21 protein-coding genes are annotated in these 17,822 nt (G+C 63.3%); 9 read left to right on the top strand and 12 right to left on the bottom strand.

Annotated elements, in window-relative coordinates; genetic code table 11:
- Positions 1 to 23: 23 nt before the first annotated feature.
- On the bottom strand, positions 24 to 1,523 hold the full coding sequence (locus tag ASD44_RS02325) for an Ig-like domain-containing protein (protein WP_056108271.1): 1,500 nt from the start codon (positions 1,521 to 1,523) through the stop codon (positions 24 to 26).
- A gap of 111 nt (positions 1,524 to 1,634) precedes the next feature.
- Between ASD44_RS02325 and ASD44_RS02320 the strand changes: the two genes are divergently transcribed.
- A complete protein-coding gene (locus ASD44_RS02320; protein WP_056115270.1) occupies positions 1,635 to 2,246 on the top strand; it encodes a TIGR00730 family Rossman fold protein in 612 nt (203 codons plus the stop codon).
- On the opposite strand, the gene rarD is transcribed toward ASD44_RS02320, so the two are convergent.
- From rarD to cysS, 6 genes are all read right to left on the bottom strand, one after another.
- Positions 2,230 to 3,153, bottom strand: coding sequence for an EamA family transporter RarD (gene rarD / locus ASD44_RS02315; RefSeq protein WP_056115267.1), 924 nt, complete (start codon positions 3,151 to 3,153; stop codon positions 2,230 to 2,232). The genes ASD44_RS02320 and rarD overlap by 17 nt on opposite strands.
- 101 nt (positions 3,154 to 3,254) lie before the next feature.
- On the bottom strand, positions 3,255 to 4,871 hold the full coding sequence (gene cimA, locus ASD44_RS02310; RefSeq protein WP_056108268.1) for a citramalate synthase: 1,617 nt from the start codon (positions 4,869 to 4,871) through the stop codon (positions 3,255 to 3,257).
- Positions 4,871 to 5,830: a prolyl aminopeptidase gene (pip, locus tag ASD44_RS02305; RefSeq protein ID WP_056115266.1), complete on the bottom strand. Its 960-nt coding sequence runs from the start codon at positions 5,828 to 5,830 to the stop codon at positions 4,871 to 4,873. Before pip ends, cimA begins: the two co-directional genes overlap by 1 nt.
- Positions 5,827 to 6,336 carry a GFA family protein gene (locus tag ASD44_RS02300; protein ID WP_056108266.1) on the bottom strand — a complete coding sequence of 170 codons (510 nt, stop codon included), beginning with the start codon at positions 6,334 to 6,336 and terminating at the stop codon, positions 5,827 to 5,829. The genes pip and ASD44_RS02300 overlap by 4 nt, the downstream gene beginning before the upstream one ends.
- 17 nt (positions 6,337 to 6,353) lie before the next feature.
- Positions 6,354 to 6,740, bottom strand: coding sequence for a VOC family protein (locus tag ASD44_RS02295; protein ID WP_056115263.1), 387 nt, complete (start codon positions 6,738 to 6,740; stop codon positions 6,354 to 6,356).
- 30 nt (positions 6,741 to 6,770) lie between these two features.
- Positions 6,771 to 8,207: a cysteine--tRNA ligase gene (cysS, locus tag ASD44_RS02290; protein WP_056108263.1), complete on the bottom strand. Its 1,437-nt coding sequence runs from the start codon at positions 8,205 to 8,207 to the stop codon at positions 6,771 to 6,773.
- A 391-nt stretch (positions 8,208 to 8,598) separates the two neighbouring features.
- On the opposite strand from cysS, the gene ASD44_RS18550 reads away from it, so the two are divergent.
- The gene (locus tag ASD44_RS18550) at positions 8,599 to 8,754 is read left to right on the top strand and encodes a hypothetical protein (protein ID WP_200946395.1); all 156 of its coding nucleotides are present in this window, start codon (positions 8,599 to 8,601) and stop codon (positions 8,752 to 8,754) included.
- Positions 8,755 to 8,800: 46 nt separating this feature from the next.
- On the opposite strand, the gene ASD44_RS02285 is transcribed toward ASD44_RS18550, so the two are convergent.
- Complete coding sequence (locus ASD44_RS02285) at positions 8,801 to 9,577, bottom strand: SOS response-associated peptidase (protein WP_056108258.1); 777 nt, start codon at positions 9,575 to 9,577, stop codon at positions 8,801 to 8,803.
- Between the two features lie 117 nt (positions 9,578 to 9,694).
- On the opposite strand from ASD44_RS02285, the gene ASD44_RS02280 reads away from it, so the two are divergent.
- The 7 genes from ASD44_RS02280 (at position 9,695) to ASD44_RS02250 (ending at position 14,193) form a co-directional block, all read left to right on the top strand.
- On the top strand, positions 9,695 to 10,105 hold the full coding sequence (locus tag ASD44_RS02280) for an NUDIX hydrolase (RefSeq protein WP_056108256.1): 411 nt from the start codon (positions 9,695 to 9,697) through the stop codon (positions 10,103 to 10,105).
- A 63-nt stretch (positions 10,106 to 10,168) separates the two neighbouring features.
- Positions 10,169 to 10,552 carry a TIGR02301 family protein gene (locus ASD44_RS02275; RefSeq protein ID WP_056108254.1) on the top strand — a complete coding sequence of 128 codons (384 nt, stop codon included), beginning with the start codon at positions 10,169 to 10,171 and terminating at the stop codon, positions 10,550 to 10,552.
- 137 nt (positions 10,553 to 10,689) lie between these two features.
- A complete protein-coding gene (locus ASD44_RS02270) occupies positions 10,690 to 10,947 on the top strand; it encodes a hypothetical protein (protein WP_056108252.1) in 258 nt (85 codons plus the stop codon).
- A 60-nt stretch (positions 10,948 to 11,007) separates the two neighbouring features.
- Positions 11,008 to 11,835, top strand: a complete 828-nt coding sequence (locus tag ASD44_RS02265; RefSeq protein ID WP_056108248.1) for a hypothetical protein — start codon at positions 11,008 to 11,010, stop codon at positions 11,833 to 11,835.
- Between the two features lie 95 nt (positions 11,836 to 11,930).
- Complete coding sequence (locus ASD44_RS02260; RefSeq protein ID WP_056108245.1) at positions 11,931 to 12,794, top strand: folate-binding protein YgfZ; 864 nt, start codon at positions 11,931 to 11,933, stop codon at positions 12,792 to 12,794.
- Positions 12,794 to 13,414, top strand: a complete 621-nt coding sequence (locus ASD44_RS02255; RefSeq protein WP_056108241.1) for an HD family hydrolase — start codon at positions 12,794 to 12,796, stop codon at positions 13,412 to 13,414. Before ASD44_RS02260 ends, ASD44_RS02255 begins: the two co-directional genes overlap by 1 nt.
- Before the next feature lie 2 nt (positions 13,415 to 13,416).
- On the top strand, positions 13,417 to 14,193 hold the full coding sequence (locus ASD44_RS02250; RefSeq protein WP_056108239.1) for an SDR family oxidoreductase: 777 nt from the start codon (positions 13,417 to 13,419) through the stop codon (positions 14,191 to 14,193).
- 10 nt (positions 14,194 to 14,203) lie between these two features.
- On the opposite strand, the gene ASD44_RS02245 is transcribed toward ASD44_RS02250, so the two are convergent.
- The 4 genes from ASD44_RS02245 to ASD44_RS02230 all read right to left on the bottom strand — a co-directional run bounded on the left by ASD44_RS02245 (position 14,204) and on the right by ASD44_RS02230 (position 17,691).
- Positions 14,204 to 15,667, bottom strand: a complete 1,464-nt coding sequence (locus ASD44_RS02245; RefSeq protein ID WP_056108235.1) for a RimK family protein — start codon at positions 15,665 to 15,667, stop codon at positions 14,204 to 14,206.
- Positions 15,664 to 16,152 carry a GNAT family N-acetyltransferase gene (locus ASD44_RS02240; protein WP_244478710.1) on the bottom strand — a complete coding sequence of 163 codons (489 nt, stop codon included), beginning with the start codon at positions 16,150 to 16,152 and terminating at the stop codon, positions 15,664 to 15,666. Before ASD44_RS02240 ends, ASD44_RS02245 begins: the two co-directional genes overlap by 4 nt.
- A 235-nt stretch (positions 16,153 to 16,387) precedes the next feature.
- Entirely contained in the window at positions 16,388 to 17,176 is a 789-nt protein-coding gene (locus ASD44_RS02235; protein WP_056108230.1) for an anti-sigma factor, read from the bottom strand.
- Positions 17,173 to 17,691 carry a sigma-70 family RNA polymerase sigma factor gene (locus ASD44_RS02230; RefSeq protein WP_056108227.1) on the bottom strand — a complete coding sequence of 173 codons (519 nt, stop codon included), beginning with the start codon at positions 17,689 to 17,691 and terminating at the stop codon, positions 17,173 to 17,175. The genes ASD44_RS02235 and ASD44_RS02230 overlap by 4 nt, the downstream gene beginning before the upstream one ends.
- Between the last annotated feature and the right edge of the window lie 131 nt (positions 17,692 to 17,822).

Here is a 17,822-nt window from a genome sequence, read left to right as displayed (position 1 = left end):
ACGGCAATATTGCCGCGATCGACTTACCGGATCGTCGCCTGTTCGCCCATCGCCTTCATGTCGGCCGCCTCGCCCTCGCTCGACTTTTCCGGAACTTTGAAAATCTGGCCCGGCCAAATGCGGTCGGGATCGCTGATCTGCTCCTGATTGGCGAGATAGATGGTCGAGTAGCGAATGCCATGGCCGTAGATCCGCCGCGAAATGCGCCACAGATTGTCGCCGCGCCGGATGATGACGGCGCCGTCGGCATGCTGGAGCTTTGGCGCGGTGGTCTCCGCCGGTTGCGTTGGCGTTGCTGACGCAATGTCCGCAGGTTTTTCAGCTGCCGTCCCGGCCGATTGACCAGTTGGCGCAGTTGCGGGCTGGTTCGCGGCGGGTGGGGTCGCCGCGGCCACATCGCCGGCCGGCTGCGCCGGCTTGGCTTCGGCACCGGCAGCGTTCCCGGACTGGCTCGTTCCGGCGTCGGCGGCTTGCGGTTCGGTCACCTGTTGGCCCGGCTGCGGCTGAGCAGGCGCGACAGCGGCGATGGATTCGCCCGGCTCGCGCTCGAACGGAACCGCCGCGCGGGCAATGACCTTGCCGCTGCCGTCCAGCGCATCGACGCGGACCGTGTAGTTGCCGACCGGCAGGTCACGCAAAGCTTCGACGAGGAAATGCCCATCCGGCGAAGTCAGCGCATCGCCCAGAAGAATGTCGCTGGCATAGGCGCGCACCTTGCTGCCCGGCGCGGCGGTGCCGGCGACGAACACCTTGCCGCCGTCGATTTCAACGGCTTCGACTGCAATCTTCGCCGCATCGACAACGGGCTTGGCGGGATCGGCGCTCGCCATGGCAGGCGCGGCGGGCTGTGCGGAGGGAGTGGACGGCGTTGCGGGCGCGGCTGCGGTGCCTGCGGGCTGCGCGGGCTTTTCCGAGTCCGGCTTGGCAGCCTCCGGCACAGTGAGCAGCTCGGAAGGCTTGCCGGCTTCCTCGACCATGGCCAGAACCTGGCCGTCGGCCTTGTCCGGGATGGAAACAACCGCCGTCTGCGCGGAGTTCGCCGTCTCATTGGCCGCGCTGGTCGACCGCAGCGTCAGTTGATAGTCGCCAGGCTTGAGCGGGTCATCGAGCACCACCGTGAAGGCGCCCTCGGGGCCGGCGGTGGCCGTGCCGATGACGGCCGAGCCGTTCAGGATTTCCACCTTGGCATTGGGCGCTGCCTTGCCGGCAACGACCAGCGAGCCGTCGCCTTCCGCGCGCACCACATCGAAGCTCGGCGCGGCTGAAGCGGCGGCGGCCGGTGGGGCTGCCGGGGTTTCAGGTGTTACCGGAGCCTTGGTATCCGCTGCGGGCGCTTGCCCCTCAGGCAGGTTTGGCGGCGGCGTAGGCGTTGCGGTAGAGCCCGGCGACGGAAGCGCGGCGACCTGCGCGGGCGGTGCAGGTTTCAGCAGCGGATCGAGCGCGCCGGAAACATACGCCACACCGGCGACGGCGACCACGCCTGCGCCAGCAAACAACAATGTCTGTACTGGTTTGATTGCCATTTTTATCGTTCCCCTTGCCCCAATGCGGGTCTAGCTTGTTTTGCCGAAAGCGACAAGAAAAAGCCCTTTCAGGCTTGACCGCCGCCGCCTGCCCCATCACCAATCATGCCCATGAACACGATTCGATCCGTCTGCGTTTACTGCGGCTCGTCTCCCGGCCACGACGACGTCTATATCGAAGCCGCTCACATACTGGGCCGATCGCTTGCCCGTAATGGTCTTCGTCTGGTCTACGGCGCCGGCACCAAGGGCATCATGGGCGCGGTTGCCGATGGCGCGTTGCGGGCGGGCGGCAAGGTCATGGGCATCATTCCCGGCTTCCTGATCAACCGCGAAGCCAGCGGCTCGGCGCTCGACCGGCTTGACGAACTCGTCATCACCAAGAACATGCACGAGCGCAAACACAGGATGTTCGAAGAATCCGACGCCTTTGTGGCGCTGCCGGGCGGCATCGGCACCGTGGAAGAGGTCATAGAGATCCTGACCTGGGCGCAACTGGGCCATCACCGCAAGCCGGTGGTGTTCGGCAATGTCCGTGGATTCTGGAATCCGATGATCGCGCTGATGGATCATATGGCGGCGGAAGGGTTCATCCACACCGCCAATCGCGTCAAGCCGCTGGTCGTCGACAATCCGGACGCGATCGTCGCCGCCATCCTGACGGCAGGCGCCGCCGCCGATGCGCCGACGGAAGGCGAAGCCTCGGTTATCGAGAAACTGTAGCCGCCGCGCTGCGGCCGCCCGACAGCATCGACCACGAATAGACCGCCAGCGCTGCCCAGATCAGCGCAAAGGCGATGCCCTTCTCGGTCGAGAACGGCTCGTGGAAGACGAACACCGCGACCAGGAAGATCATCGTCGGCGCCAGGTACTGCATGATGGCGATGGTCGACAGCCTGAGCAGCTTCGCGCCGTTGGCATAGAGGATGAGCGGGATGGCGGTGACCAGGCCGGAACTCATCAGCAGCCAGATGTCCGACACGCTCTGATCGCCGAAATGACCGGCGCCGGTTGCCTCGAGCCAAACGATGTAACCCAGCGCCGGAACAGCGAGGATCAGCACTTCAAGGAAAAAACCCTGCGACGGCCCAACCGGCACGGTCTTCTTGAGCAGGGCGTAGAAGCCCCAGGTAAAGGTCAGCGCCACCGCCACCCAAGGCAGCCCGCCGTTCTCCCAGGTCAGGACCGCTACGGCCAGCGCCGCAAGCGCAATGGCCACAAGCTGCGCCCGGGTCGGGCGCTCACCGAGCAGAACCGCGCCGAGAAAAACACTGAACAGCGGGTTGATGTAGTAGCCGAGCGCGGTTTCCAGCGCGCGGTCGGCCGCGATAGCCCACACATAGACACACCAGTTCGCGGTGATCATGGCCGCCGTCAGCGCGACCATGGCCAAGGTGCGAGGCGTACGCAGCGCCACCTTGATGTCGCCGGTGCGCCCCAGCCACAGGAGCACGACCCCAGCGACCGGAAGCGACCAGATGACCCGGTGCGCCACCACTTCGAGCGACGGGATATGCGCGACAGCTTTCATGTAGAAGGGCAGGAATCCCCACAAGAAATAGGCCGACACCGCAAACACGAAGCCGCGCCGGGCAGATTTGTCGTTTTCTGGAGCTGGTTCGGCGGACATCGCAGCGGTATGAGCCGTTCGAAGGCCGAAAGCCACGTCAAACATCGCATGGTTCAACGGAGTTTTGCCAATGGCCCAAGCCGACATGCCGGCGCAGCCGGCTATTCGGCCGCTACCAATCCGGCCATTTCGCGGTTCTTCATCAGCTTGTAGACGATGGAGTCCATCAAGGCCTGGAAAGAGGCGTCGATGATGTTGTCGGAGACGCCGACCGTCCACCAGCGCGCGCCGGTCGCATCGTGCGATTCGATCAGCACCCGTGTTATCGCCTCGGTGCCGCCATTGAGGATACGCACCTTGTAGTCGGCCAGTTCGAGATCCGCGATCTCGCTTTGGTATTTGCCCAGATCCTTGCGCAGCGCGATGTCGAGCGCGTTCACCGGGCCATGGCCCTCGGCGACCGACATTTTCTCCTCGCCATCGACCAGCACCTTGACGATCGCCTCGGATACGGTCCGCAACTGGCCGTTGGCGTCGAAGCGACGCTCAATCATGCAGCGGAACGAGGTGACGCTGAAGAATTCCGGAACGCCTGTCAGCATCCGGCGCGCCAGCAGTTCGAAGCTCGCGTCGGCGCCTTCATAGGCATAGCCCTCCGCCTCGCGCTCCTTGACCACGGAAATCAGCGCATCCAGCCGGTGATCGTCACGCGGCACGTCGATGCCGCGTCGCTTTAGCTCGGCGACGAAATTGGCCTTGCCGCCCTGATCCGAGACCATGACGCGGCGGCGGTTGCCCACCGATTCCGGCGGCACATGCTCATAGGTGGCCGGATCCTTGGCCAGAGCGGAAGCATGGATGCCGGCCTTCGTAGCGAAGGCAGATGCCCCGACATAGGGCGACTGGATTTCCGGCGCCCGGTTGAGAAGCTCGTCGAAGGCACGCGACAGGCGCGAAATACCGGCAAGCTGTTCCGCTGAAATGCCGGTTTCGAAGCGATCGGCGAAAGCAGGCTTGAGCATCAGCGTCGGGATGAGCGTGATCAGGTTTGCATTGCCGCAGCGCTCGCCGATGCCGTTCAGCGTGCCCTGGATCTGCCGCACGCCAGCCTCCACCGCTGCCAGCGAATTGGCGACGGCCTGCCCGGTATCGTCATGGGCGTGAATGCCCAAACGGTCGCCGGGAATGCCGCTGGCAACGACCTTGCCGATAATGGCGCGTACTTCCGAGGGCTGGGTGCCGCCATTGGTGTCGCACAGGACGACCCAGCGGGCGCCGGCTTCATAGGCAGCCCTGGCGCAGGCAAGCGCATAATCGGGATTGGCCTTGAACCCGTCGAAGAAATGCTCGCAGTCGACCATCGCCTCCTTGGAAGCGCCCCGCGCCGCCTCCACCGAAGCCTGGATCGCCTCGAGGTTTTCCTCATTGGTGCAGCCCAGCGCGACGCGGACATGGTAGTCCCAGCTTTTGGCGACATAGCAGATCGCATCCGATGCCGACCGCAGCAGCGCCGCGAGGCCGGGATCGTTGGACGCTGAAACGCCAGCACGCTTGGTCATGCCGAAGGCGACAAACTTCGAGCGCTGCGTGCGCTTTTCGGCAAAGAAAGCAGTGTCCGTCGGATTCGCACCCGGATACCCGCCCTCGACATAGTCGATGCCGAATTCATCGAGCATCTTGGCGATAGCGATCTTGTCCTCGACGGAAAAATCGATGCCCGGCGTCTGCTGGCCGTCCCGCAGAGTGGTGTCGAAAAGATAGAGGCGTTCCCGGACCATCATGATTTGCCTGCAAACTTGTCCGTCGCGCGGATCAGCCGGTCGAGTATGCCCGGTTCCGAATAAGCATGGCCGGCGCCTTCGATGAGGTGGAACTCGGCCCTCGGCCAGGCTTTGTGCAGCGCCCACGCATATCTGGCCGGACACGGCATGTCGTAACGGCCGTGGACGATGACGCCGGGAATGTCCTTCAGCTTGAAGGCATCGCGCAGCAACTGCCCCTCTTCCAGCCAGCCGGCATGGACGAAAAAGTGGTTCTCGATGCGAGCGAAGGCGAGCGCGTAGTCTTCCTCTTCAAACGCATCGCTGGTGGCCGGATCGGGCAGCAGCGTGATGGTCTCGCCTTCCCAGCGGCTCCATGCGCGCGCCGCCTCGATCTGCGCTTTGCGGTCGTCGCCGACGAGGCGCTTGCGATAGGCGGCCATCATTTCGCCCCGCTCGCCTTCCGGGATCGGCGCGATGAAACGCTCCCATTTGTCGGGAAACATCTCGGACACGCCGAACTGATAATACCATTCGAGCTCGGCGCGGGTCAGCGTGTAGATGCCGCGCACCACGAGTTCGCTGACGCGATCAGGGTGGATTTCCGAATAGGCGAGCGCCAGCGTCGATCCCCAGGAGCCGCCGAAAACAAGCCATCTGTCGAAACCGGCCATCTCCCTCAGCTTTTCGATGTCGGCGACGAGGTGCCAGGTGGTGTTGGCGTTGAGCGAGGCATTGGGCGTGGACTTGCCGCAGCCGCGCTGGTCGAAGAGGATGACATCGTAGAGCTTCGGATCGAAGAGCCGCCGGTGCTTCGGCGAGATCGTGCCGCCCGGACCGCCATGCAGGAACACCGCCGGCTTGGCGCCTTTGGTGCCGCAGCGCTCCCAATAGATGCTGTGTCCGTCGCCGACATCCAGCATGCCGCTGTCGAACGGTTCGGTTTCTGGATAGAGGGTTCTTAACTGATCTGTCATTTCGATCTGGCCTTGTGCGAACGGTCCGCTGGCGGCCATTCGTCCGTGTCGTGGTCGGGGTGCTGATAGGAGACGAGATCAGCCAGGAACGGCGCGGTTTCGATGTCTGCCATCGTTTCTTCAGCAGGGAGCGATGGTACACCGTCCACATAGGGAAGTTTCGCCTCGACGCCCCACTGGATGACGGGAGCGATTTCTTCCGGCTTGTCGAAGCTGGCGATGGTCAGCGCCATGCCATCCGGCGCCTCATAGGTCAGCGGCGTACCGCAATCGCCGCAGAATCCGCGATCGACATGGTTCGAGGAGTGGAAGCGCCGGCGTTCGCCGCGCGTCCATTCCACCTTGGCCTCGCGCACGGAAACCAGCGGCATGTAAAAACTGCCGGACGCCTTCTGGCACATGCGGCAATGACAGACTGAGCCCTCGCCAAGCGTGCCTTCGACACGGAATCGAACGGCACCGCACTGGCACCCCCCTGTATAGACCGGCCTGTTGTCGAGGCTCATCGTGCTTTCCGTCCGTCTTATTCGGGCTTGTGGCAAACGGCTTCGATGTTGTTGCCGTCAGGGTCGAGGACGAATGCTCCATAGTAATCGGGATGGTAGTGCGCGCGGATGCCGGGCTTGCCGTTGTCACGGCCTCCGGCAGCGATCGCCGCGGCGTGAAAGGCATCGACATCGGCCCGGCTGTTGGCGGTGAACGCGTAGTGGCGTCCGCTTTTCCCGGCCTGGCCCGTTTCGCGCAGCCAGAAAACCGGCCGCTCACGGCCATAGCCGCCGACCTTCATGCCGCCTGTATGTTCCGGCGGAACCATAAAAAGGAGCGAACCCCCGAGCGGCGCCGTAGCACGGTCGTAGAACGCCTTTGCCCTGTCGAAATCCGCGACTGGTATGCCTGTGTGGTCAATCATGGACATCACTCCATCTGGTTGAGCCGCTTCTCACCGCTTTACTTCCCAAGTGGTGACACGCTCGCCGGTGGCTGGGTCTTTCCCGTCCTTCAACTGGATTCCCTGCGCCAACAATTCGTCGCGGATCCTGTCGGCTTCGCCCCAGTTCTTGGCGGCGATCAATTCCAGCCGGCGGGCTATGGCGCGATCGACCTCGTTTTGGTTCACCTGCGCGGAGGAGACGTCGAAACCGAGGAATTCAAGCGCCCTTTTCAGCGACGCCGCCGCTCCGCTGCCTTCACCCGCCTCGCCGGCGAGCTGCGTCAGCACCTGAAATGCGGCATGCGTGGAGAAATCGTCCGAAAGTGCATCGACGATCGCTTGCGGAAGGTCAGGCGCCGACGCGGCGGCTGTGTCGGCGGCGCGCTTCCACTTTCGCAGCGTGTTTTCCGCCTCCTCCAGCTTGCGCACGCTGAAGTCGATCGGTTCGCGGTAGTGCGTCATCAGCATGGCGAGGCGCAGCACTTCGCCGGGCCATTTGCGGCCGCCGAAAGTCTCCGTCTCGAGCAGTTCGTGGATCGAGTAGAAATTGCCGAGGCTCTTGGACATCTTCTGGCCTTCCACCTGCAGGAAGCCATTGTGCATCCAGACATTGGCCATGGCGTGCGAGCCGTGGGCACAGCGCGACTGAGCGATCTCGTTTTCGTGGTGCGGGAAGATCAGATCGAGCCCGCCGCCATGGATGTCGAAGGTCTCGCCGAGGTAGGCCGCGGACATGGCCGAGCACTCGATGTGCCAACCGGGCCGGCCCCTGCCCCACGGCGACTCCCATCCCGGCTCCTCCGGCGACGACAGCTTCCACAGGACGAAATCGTGCGGGTTCTTCTTGTGCTCGTCCACGGTGATGCGCGCGCCGGCCTGCTGCTCGTCCAGATGCCGTTTCGACAACTGGCCGTATTCCGGCATCGAGCCGGTATCGAAGAGGACTTCGCCCGCGGTTTCATAGGCATGGCCGCGTTCGATGAGGGTTTGAATCATGCCGATCATATCGGCCTTGCCGTCGGCGCGCGGCTGCACGAATTCGGTGGCGCGCGGCTCTACTGTCGGCGGCAGGCAGCCGAGTTCGGCCACATCGCCGCGGAACTGCTGCGCGGTCTTTTCCGTCACGTGGCGGATCGCCTCGTTCAGCGACAATTGCCCGCCAGAAATCTCAGCACCGAAATCGCGAAGCGCACGGGCGTTGATCTTGTCGTCCACGTCGGTGATGTTGCGGACATAGGTCACATGGTCTTCGCCGTAGAGGTGCCGCAGCAGCCGGAACAGGACATCGAAAACGATGACCGGACGCGCATTGCCGATATGGGCGAAGTCATAGACCGTCGGGCCGCACACATACATCCTGACATTGTCCGGATCGATCGGAAAAAACGTCTCCTTCGTCCGCGTCAGCGTGTTGTAGAGACGCAACCCATTGGTGCTTTCAGACATGCGTGCCTTCCCGGTCCGTTCCTGCTGTCGGGAGCACGCCGCGCCAAGACGCGAGACAGCTCCAGCCTGCTGGCCGGGGCGTTTGTCCTGCTGAAAAAATGAGGCGAAAACGTCCGGACCAGCGCGAGCGCTAGTCAATAATCCAAATGGAGCAAATGGCGAAAGACGTTCTCATGGGGCGGCTTTATCGCCCTGCCCAGTGTTGCCGTCAAGACGCAACTTTCGGCAAAAGCCTGCTACGCATGGCCGAGGGAACGATCAGTAAGATTCTATTAAACATGTCGGCACAGTGATGAACGTTCGCCGGCTTCTTGCCGACACCGTCACGATTTGGTCCGAATCGGCGAGACAATGAAGCACTTCGAAACGGAATGTCTTGGGGAAGACGAACATGGCCCGCAGCAAGGTTAAGACCAGCCCCGCCCAACCGGCGGCTCTCGACAGTCAATACAGGGCAATCGGCCCGGCAGCTATCGCCGCGGCTCTGCTTCATACGGCCAAGAAGAAAAAGCCTGTCCAGAAGTTCATCGCGCCACGCGCCGCCTGAACCCGGCTCGGGCACCCGGCGTTTGATTTACAAACGTCGCGGCGTTCTAAAATAGCGTCAACTGCGTATCGCCAGCGTCGCCATTGGTGCGGCGCTTTGCTTTTTCGGGCTCACGAACGGCTGCGATTTCGGCCCGTTCCTGTATTTCGGGGCCGGTATTCGCCACCTTGTTGACGAGGTCCGAGACCGGCAGGGCCTCGAAAAACCCCGGCTCGACAGGTTTCATGAGATCGACGACATCGCGCGGTTCCTGGCTGCGGCAGTCGAGCCAGCGAGCGAAATCCTGTGGCTGCACGACGACAGGCATGCGTTCATGGATATGGCGGATGTTGTCATTGGCGCTCGTGGTGACGATGGCGCCGGTGTCCATCTCCGAACCTCCCGGCTCGGCGTAAGTCTCAAGGACAGCGGCGAACGCAATCAATCCGCCCTGCTTCGGGCGCACCCAATAGGCCTGTCCCTTGCCGCTACCGCCGGACTGCTTGTGCCATTCATAGAAGCCGGAGGCAGGGATCAGCGCCCGGCGGTGACGCATGGCGGCGCGGAACGACGCCTTTTCGGCAATGCCTTCCGAACGTGCGTTGAACAGCAGCGGGAAATCGCGGGTATCCTTCACCCAGGCAGGGATCAGTCCCCAGCGCACCAGCATGGCCAAGCGGTCGGGACGGTTGGAAAACGGCTCGCGCGGGCCGGCGGACAGCACCGCGAGCACCGGCTGCGTCGGCGCGATGTTGTAGCGCGCCGGAAACTCCTCCAGTTCGGCGAGCCCCAGGAAGGCCGCCGTCTGGTCGGTCGTGGCGGTGAGGGCGAAACGTCCGCACATGGCGAGTTCAATCTTTCGATATATTCAGCCTGAAAGTGGCGGTGGCAGCGGAAGGCCGCAACCTTTAAAGCTGCAGAAAGCCTATCGATCCACAGAAGGCACATCCAAGGCAACCTCATGGCCAAGAGAAAAGAAATGCCTGCCGTCTCGGTTGCCGTGGTGCGCGGCAACACGGTTTTGCTGGTCAAGCGCGCGCTGCCGCCATCGCAAGGGCTGTATGCCTTTCCCGGCGGCAAGGTAGAGTCGGAAGAAACGCTCGAGCAGGCGGCGCGGCGGGAACTGATGGAAGAGACCGGGCTGGAGGCCAACGATTTCCGACCGGTAGAGACCATTTTCATCGAAGGTTCCAGTGAAGGCCATCCGGTCGACTATCGCCTCACCGTGTTCGGCGCGCGGTATGTGAGCGGCGAAGCGATGGCCGCGGACGATGCCGAAAGCGCCGCCTTCTACACGCTGGCCGAAATGTCGGATCTGCCCCTGGCCGGCTCGGTCTTTACCATCGCGAGCGAATTGCTGGGCAAGGACTGAAAACGCAGCCCCCTGTCAGCATGGCGGTCTTGCGGCTGACAAATTGTTTCGTCACAAGGGTTTATGCGCCGCGCTTCGCATTTGCTTTCGACCTGCCTTGCCACCGGCATCGCCGCCGGAATCGCCTTGTCGCCTGCCCGCGCCGTGGAAGCGCCATTCGAACCCGGGCTGATGCGCCTCGCCGAAATACTCGGCTCCCTCCACTTCCTGCGCAGCCTGTGCGGAGAGACCGGTGGAAACTGGCGGACGGAGATGGAGAAACTGCTCGAATCGGAAAGTCCGGATCCGGAGCGCAAGGCGCGTTTCATCGCCTCCTTCAATCGTGGCTATCGCTCGTTCGGGACCGCGTACAGCCAGTGTACGCCATCGGCGACCGAGGCAATCAGCCGCTATGTCAAGGAAGGGGAAGCCCTTTCGCGCGACATCGCTTCGCGCTACGGCAATTAACAGGCCGTTAACTTTTCCGGCAAAGGCGAGCGTACAGCGGCGGAAGCCTGTGCTAGAGTCTTAACGGGACATTAAAGGGACAAGTCGAGTTTGATCCGTATTTGAAGGATCGACACTTGAAAGGGTGGAAGTCGCCTATGGAACATAGCTTCAGCGATATCGATGCGCTGGTCCGGGAAGAAAAACGCCTGACCGCTGTCGAAAGCCATAACGAAGCCTGGGCCGAAGGGCTTTCGGCAGGTATCGAGCCGGAAATCATCGCAGAGGCGGCGCTTGAAACGGCGTTCGCGGAAATGCTGCGCGCCAATGGCGAAACGGCGGCTCTTGCCCTGCTGGACAGGATGCGTGAAAAGGTGATCGCTGGCGCTTTCGACCCCGACCAATTGCGGCACTGAGTCGGCGCCCGGCCAGGTGGCGTTCCGCCTTGGGCTTACTTTTCGGGCGCGGCGTCCGACATGGAGAAGCGGGTGTTCAGACAAGAAAAATCCGGCGTTCGGCGGCATGTATCGGCTCTGAGCCTTTGGCTCGCCCTCCTGTCGGCAAGCCTTACGCCGCTCCTGGTACTACATGCCCAGCCGGCTCATGCCTTGAGCGAAATCAAGCGTGAGGATTTGGCGAAGCCGGCCGAACAGCCTGACGCCGGCGAAGACAGCGGGCCGGATACCGGCGTTCCCCTGCCGGACCCGATCCAGCCTTCGCCGCCCGCCGACGACAAGCCGACCGCGCCCGATCAGGACGAACCGGAACAGGTCGAGCCGGCCACCCCTCCGCAAAGCGGCGGCCCATCCAGCCCGCATGTCGATCCCGCGGCGCCGCTGCCCGAAGTCGTCTACGATCTGTCGAAACTGCCCGAACCGGTGCGGCGCATGCACGACCTGATCGTCGAAGCAGCCAAGAGCGGCGACATTGAAAAGCTGCGGCCGCTGATCGGCACAAGGGATTCGATGACCCAGCTTTCCCTCACCGATATCGATGGCGACCCCATCGACTTCCTCAAGGGCCTCTCCGGCGACACCGAGGGGCAGGAAATACTGGCGATCATGGAAGAGGTGATGAACGCCGGTTATTCCCATATCGACGTCGGCACCGACCAGGAGCTTTATGTCTGGCCTTATTTCTTCGCACTGCCGCTGGACAAGCTCGATGCCCGGCAGCGGGTGGAACTGTTCAAGATCGTCACCGCCGGCGACTACGAGGACATGAAGCAGTTCGGCGCTTACATCTTCTACCGTGTCGGAATCACGCCCGAGGGCCGTTGGAAGTTCTTCGTCGCGGGCGACTGAGCCGATTGAGGTTCACGCTTCCGGCTCTCTTGCGGGGAAAGTTGCGGAGGCTTACCTAAGCCTGACCGTTTTGCAGAATTCAGGCCGCCCGACACATGCCATCCGCCCTGCTCAAAGACCGTGCGCTCGTTTCCGTATCCGGGGCCGAGGCCGAGCACTTCCTGCAGAACATCGTGACAACCGATCTGGACCAGCTTGGCGCGGGTGAGGCAAAGCCCGGAGCGCTGCTGGCGCCGCAGGGCAAAATCCTGTTCGATTTCCTGATTTCGCGCGCCGGCGAAAATGGCTTCCTGCTGGAGTGCCGCGCCGACATTGCCGACGATTTCATGCGCAGGCTAGTGCTTTACCGGCTGCGGGCCAAGGTGGGCATTTCCAAACAGGAACAGTCGCTTGTCTCCGTGGAATGGCAGATCGATTCAATTGCCTCAGACTTTGATTCAGGCAAGGCCGAGCCGGCAGTATCCGACCGACGCTTTGCGGACCGCGATGTCGTGCGCGTCTATGGCGTACGATCCGATGAGGGAGACCTTGCCGCCTGGCATACCTTCCGCATCGCGCATGGGGTGGCGGAGAGCGGGGTCGACTATCAACTCGGCGATGCCTTCCCGCACGACGTTCTCCTCGACCAGAACGGCGGTGTCGGCTTCAAGAAGGGATGCTATGTCGGCCAGGAAGTGGTGTCGCGGATGCAGCATCGCGGCACGGCGCGGCGACGGGTGCTGATCGTGTCCGCGGATGCGCCCTTGCCTGCAGCCGGAACCGAACTGACCGTGGATGGCCGGCCGGTTGGCGCGTTGGGCTCGACGTCCGGCAGCGCCGGTCTGGCGGTTGCGCGCATCGACCGGGTGAAGGCCGCGGTTGATGACGGCAAGGCGATCCTGGCGGGTGTCGTACCTGTTCATCTCTCTATTCCGGACTGGGCGAGATTCACCTTTCCGGAAAACACGGAGGAAGCCTGATGGCAGCCGACCGCGCCGGCGCGCCGGTCCGCGCCTGGCAGCGCATGCTTTCGGGACGGCGGCTGGACCTGCTCGACCCCTCGCCCTTCGACATCGAGATTTCCGACATCGCCCACGGCCTTGCCCGCGTGGCGCGCTGGAACGGCCAGACCCGGGGCGACCATGCCTTTTCCGTTGCCCAGCATTCGCTTCTGGTCGAAACGATCTTCGCCCGGATCGCACCGGTTGCGTCGTCGGCCCAGCGGCTGGCCGCCCTGCTCCACGACGCCCCGGAATATGTCATCGGCGACATGATCTCACCGTTCAAATCGGTCATGGGCGGCGGCTACAAGGATTGCGAACTGCGGCTGCAGCGCGCCATCCATCTCCGCTTTTCGCTGCCGGCCGAACCCGGCGTCGGATTGGTCAAAGACATCAAGCGCGCCGACCAGATCGCCGCCTATTTCGAGGCGACGGAGCTGGCCGGCTTCGCTGTGGCCGAGGCAACGGAATTCTTCGGGCGTCCGCGCGGCTTTTCCGCCGACCGGCTGGACCTTGCGCCGCGTTCGACCATCTGGGCGCAGAAAGCATTCCTGGCGCGGTTCGCGGAACTCGACGCGATACGGCAAGGAGGAGATTGATCATGGACCTTGGCCTGAAGGGAAAGGTCGTCGTCGTGACCGGCGGCAGCAAGGGCATTGGGCTGGCCTGTGCGCAGGCTTTCGCCGGCGAAGGCGCGCGGGTCTCGATCGTTTCGCGCTCGAAGGAGAACGTCGAAAATGCCTGCGCGCAATTGCCGGGTTCGTACGGGCTGGCCGCGGACCTGTCCGATGAGGCAGAGGCGGCGCGCGTCGTCGAAACGATCGAACGCGAACTGGGGCCGGTCGATGTCCTGGTCAACAGCGCCGGCGCCGCCCAGCGCACGCCGCCGGATCAGCTGTCGCCGGTCGCCTACCGCAAGGCGTTCGACGCCAAGTTCTTCTCCTATGTGAATATCATCGACCCGGTGGTGAAGCTGATGGCGGCGCGTGGCAGCGGCGTGATCGTCAATGTCATCGGCAATGGCGGCAAGATCGCCTCACCCACCCACATTGCCGGCGGCGCGGCCAATGCCGGCCTGATGCTGGTCACGGCGGGACTGGCGACCGCCTATGCCGGACGCGGCATCCGCGTGGTTGCCGTCAATCCGGGACTGACCGAAACGGGCCGTGTCACCGAGGGTCTTCGCGCGGAAGCCTCCCTGCACGGGATATCCGAAGACGAGGCGCGGCAACGTGCCTTGTCGCGCATTCCGATGGGCCGGGCGGCGACGCCGCAGGAGATCGCCGACACCGTCCTGTTCCTGGCGTCCGACAGAGCGAGCTACATCACCGGCGTATCGGTGAGCATGGACGGAGCGACGGCGCCCATCGTCGTCTGACTGCGAACGGCTACCGGCCCTGCCGTTCCAGCCGGTCGAGAAACCACTGGGTGAGCCGGGTCCACACTTCGTCCTTCTCGCCCGTATCCTCGCAACCATGGTCCAGGTTGGGGTTGTCGTTCACCTCGATGACGAAAATCCCGTCCTTGGTTTCCTTCAGATCGACGCCGTAGAGCCCGTCGCCGATGCAGCGGGCAGCCTTGACCGCCGTCTCGACGACATGCGCCGGCGCCTGTTTCAGCGTGAAGGTCCTGATGCCGCCCTGATCCGGCTTGCCGTTGGCCTTGTGGTTGACGATCTGCCAGTGCTTCTTGGCCATCAGATAGTGGACGGCGAAAAGCGGTTGACCGCCGAGTACGCCGACGCGCCAGTCATATTCGGTCGGGATGAATTTCTGTGCGATCAGAAGATCTGAATCCTCCAGCCATTCGGTCGCCAGCGCCTTCAGCTCGGCAAAGTTCGACGCCTTCTTGACGCCGCGTGAAAAGGCGCTGTCCGGGATCTTGAGCACAAGCGGGAAGCCGAGCGTCTGGGCCGCCGTTTCAAGATCCGACAGCCCGGCGATCATAACCGTCGGCGGCACCGGCACCTTGTTGTAGGTCATCAGCTCGTTGAGATAGACCTTGTTGGTGCACCGGATCATCGACAGAGGATCGTCGATCACCGGCATGCCTTCCTGCTGGGCCCGGCGGGCAAAGCGATAGGTATGGTTGGAGATCGACGTCGTCTCGCGGATGAACAGGGCGTCGTAGTTGGCCAGCTTGGCCAGGTCGCGCCTGGTGATCGGCTCCACTTCAACGCCCATCTTTTCGGCGATCCGCGCCCAATGACGCAGCGAGGAGATTTCCGAAGGCGGCAATTCCTCCTGCGGATCGATCAGCGTGGCGAATGTATAGCGCGCCGGGGTCCGCGCCTTGGTGTCGCGCCATTCGCGGCCCGTATAGGTGTCCATGCAGGTCAGGAAGCGCTCTTCCTCGTCGTCGTCCATGCGCGCCAGCGGATGAAAGCCGATCTTGCGGATCGAAGCCCATTCGGTAGCGTCCTTGATGGTGACTTCGAGAGCCGGGGCGCGAAACCAGTCGAAAAGAAGCCGGGCGAAGCGATCCCATGCCTTCGACGGGCCTATGCCGAAGAAGATGTGTACCTTTGCCGGATATGAGCCGCCGAGATCCTTGCGGCACTTGTTGAGCGCCAGCTCGAGCTCCGGCAGTGAATTCTCGTAGAGCTTGCGCTCCGACAGGTCGATCATCGTCTCCACCGTCGGGATCACCTTGTGGCCCCGCGACGAGGCGAGAAGCGAGGCATAGTAACCCCGGCTCTGGTAGGCATAATTGTTCGACAGGTTGATAACCTTGGGCCGCTGGCCACGGAACAGCGCAGGATGGGCGAGATAGTCGCGGCTGGTGATGATCTTGTGCGGCGTCGCCACCGGATCGATATCGTTCTGCCTTCCCGTCAAAATCACCCAGGTCATGCTTCACGCACCTTTGGCTGGTCGGGATGAGTGGGGGCCGCACCGGACGGGACTTTTCCGCCAGATAAGAGCTTCTCGAAACGCAGCGCCGTCATGCCGTCAGCGTAGTAGCCTTCGACCCGGCCGGTGCGGCGGTAGCCGGCGGCTTCATAGAGCGCGATGGCGCGTGCATTGTCCTGCCGCACTTCCAGCCGAAGGTATTTGCATCCCCGTCCGGCAGCCGTTTCCTCGGCGGCCTCGAGCAGCAGCCGGCCGACGCCACTGACTCCGGGTGCCGCCGCAATTGAATAGAGGCGAGCGCGAGGGCTGTCAGCCCGGAAAAGAACGGCGCAGTAGCCGGCCAGCATCCGGTCTTGCAACGAGACCAGAATGGCGGCGGTGTCTTTGCCGACAAGCCGGCGGAACGAGCGGCGGGAAATGCGATCGGCCTGAAAAGCAGAGGCCTCGATGGCGGCGAGGTCATCGACATCAGACGCGCGGGCCATGCGGATTTCAGCAGGCATGCAGGCTGAAAAACCTCGGTCGAGGGACGGGGAATAACGGTCCGGATGTCTCGCACAACCAGCCGGATCGACGGCGCACAAATAGCGCTATCGCGCTTCGATTTAGGCTGAATTGTGACGGATTCCATGACTGGCGCAAAGCCTCGCCGCAGGAGGCATCAGCTGTATCGAAAGCCCAATCGGCGGAGCGCACGAGCCGTGTCGATTGGGTGATTTCTCAGGTCGTCATGCCGGCCAGCAACTGCCTGTAGGCGCTTTTTGCCACCTCGTTCAGGCGCTCGCGCGGCAGCGAGCCGACGATGGCGCAGCCATAGCCCTCATCCAGCCAGTAAACCGCGCGCGGCCCGTCATCGGATTGCGCATAGCTGCCCCTGCTTTTCTTGACAGCCTCGGCCGTGACGAAAACGGAGATGCGATTGCCCTTCTGATCCTCATAAAGAAGCATGGCGGCGCTGTTGGCGCCTGCCGGAAGGAGGCGGCCACCGACGAGTTCGAAGCCATCGGTTGCAAGGTCTGGCGCCACCAGCTTGATGCCGACCCGCTTCGACAGCCAGCTCTGCATGTGATCCTTGTCGCTGGCCGGCACCTCGACCGCATGACGCTGCTCGGCAGCATAGATGACATGCGCGGCGATGGCTTCCTCCGCCAGTTGATCCTCCGGAGCTTCGAGGCCGGTGCCGCGCGCACCAGCCAGATAGCCGCCGGCACCGCCAACCATGAACAGCACCGCCGCCGCGGCTGCCAACCACCAGCGCGAGCGCAAACCTGCCTGCCGCTTCGGCATTTCGCCGAGTACCATCCTTGTCAGGCGCGCCGGCACCGGCTCATCCGCAACATGCGCGACGGCTTGGCGGAGCGCGTCGCGGTCGGCGGCGTAGCGCTGGCTGCGCGCCTTCATCTCCGGATTGAGTTCCAGCCATGCCTCATAGGCGGCGCGTTCCTCGGCCGGCAATTCGCCATCGAGGGCCATGTGGATATCGTGTTCGGAAAAATCGCGTCCGGTCATTTCTCGACGATCCTTATCGCCCTGCGGCGCGCGCTACCCTCCAGAAGCGCACGCAAATCCTCACGGCCCCGGGCGATGCGCGACATCAGCGTGCCGGCCGGGACGCCAAGAATTGTCGCCGCCTCGGCATAGGAAAACCCTTCGATGGCGACCATCACCAGCGCCGCGCGGCGATCTGGTCCGATCGCCTGCAATGCATCGATGATCTCGCGCGAAGCCATGTTCTCCGCCTGCTCGGCGGGCACAGATGACACTTCGCCGGCGTCGAGCGGCAGCATCGCGGCCTCGCCGCGCCGGCTCGTCCTGCGTAGCCCGTCGATGAACAGATGATGCATGATCGTAAACAGCCATTTCCTTGGCGTTTCGCCCGTCTGCCAATTGTCCAGGCGCAGCAGCGCGCGCTCGAGACAGTCCTGCACGAGGTCGTCGGCCGCGTCGCGATCGCGCAGCAGCGAGCGTGCGTAGCGGCGCAAACGCGGTATTTCGTTGAGGATCGCTGCCTTCTTCGCTTCCATTGCCCGCCGGTTCGATGCCGTGCCTGGCCGAATGTCGATTGAACCCGGCCCGCCCCGCCTGCGCAAGCAGATCGCGGAATCGACCCAGCCGAAAAGACAACGATGTGCGCGACGCTTTTATTCCCGCCAGC

The organism is Mesorhizobium sp. Root554 (genome assembly GCF_001427025.1).
GTDB lineage: Bacteria > Pseudomonadota > Alphaproteobacteria > Rhizobiales > Rhizobiaceae > Mesorhizobium.
The sequence above is the reverse complement of the archived record's forward strand: the minus strand, read 5'-3'. Positions and strand labels throughout refer to the sequence as shown.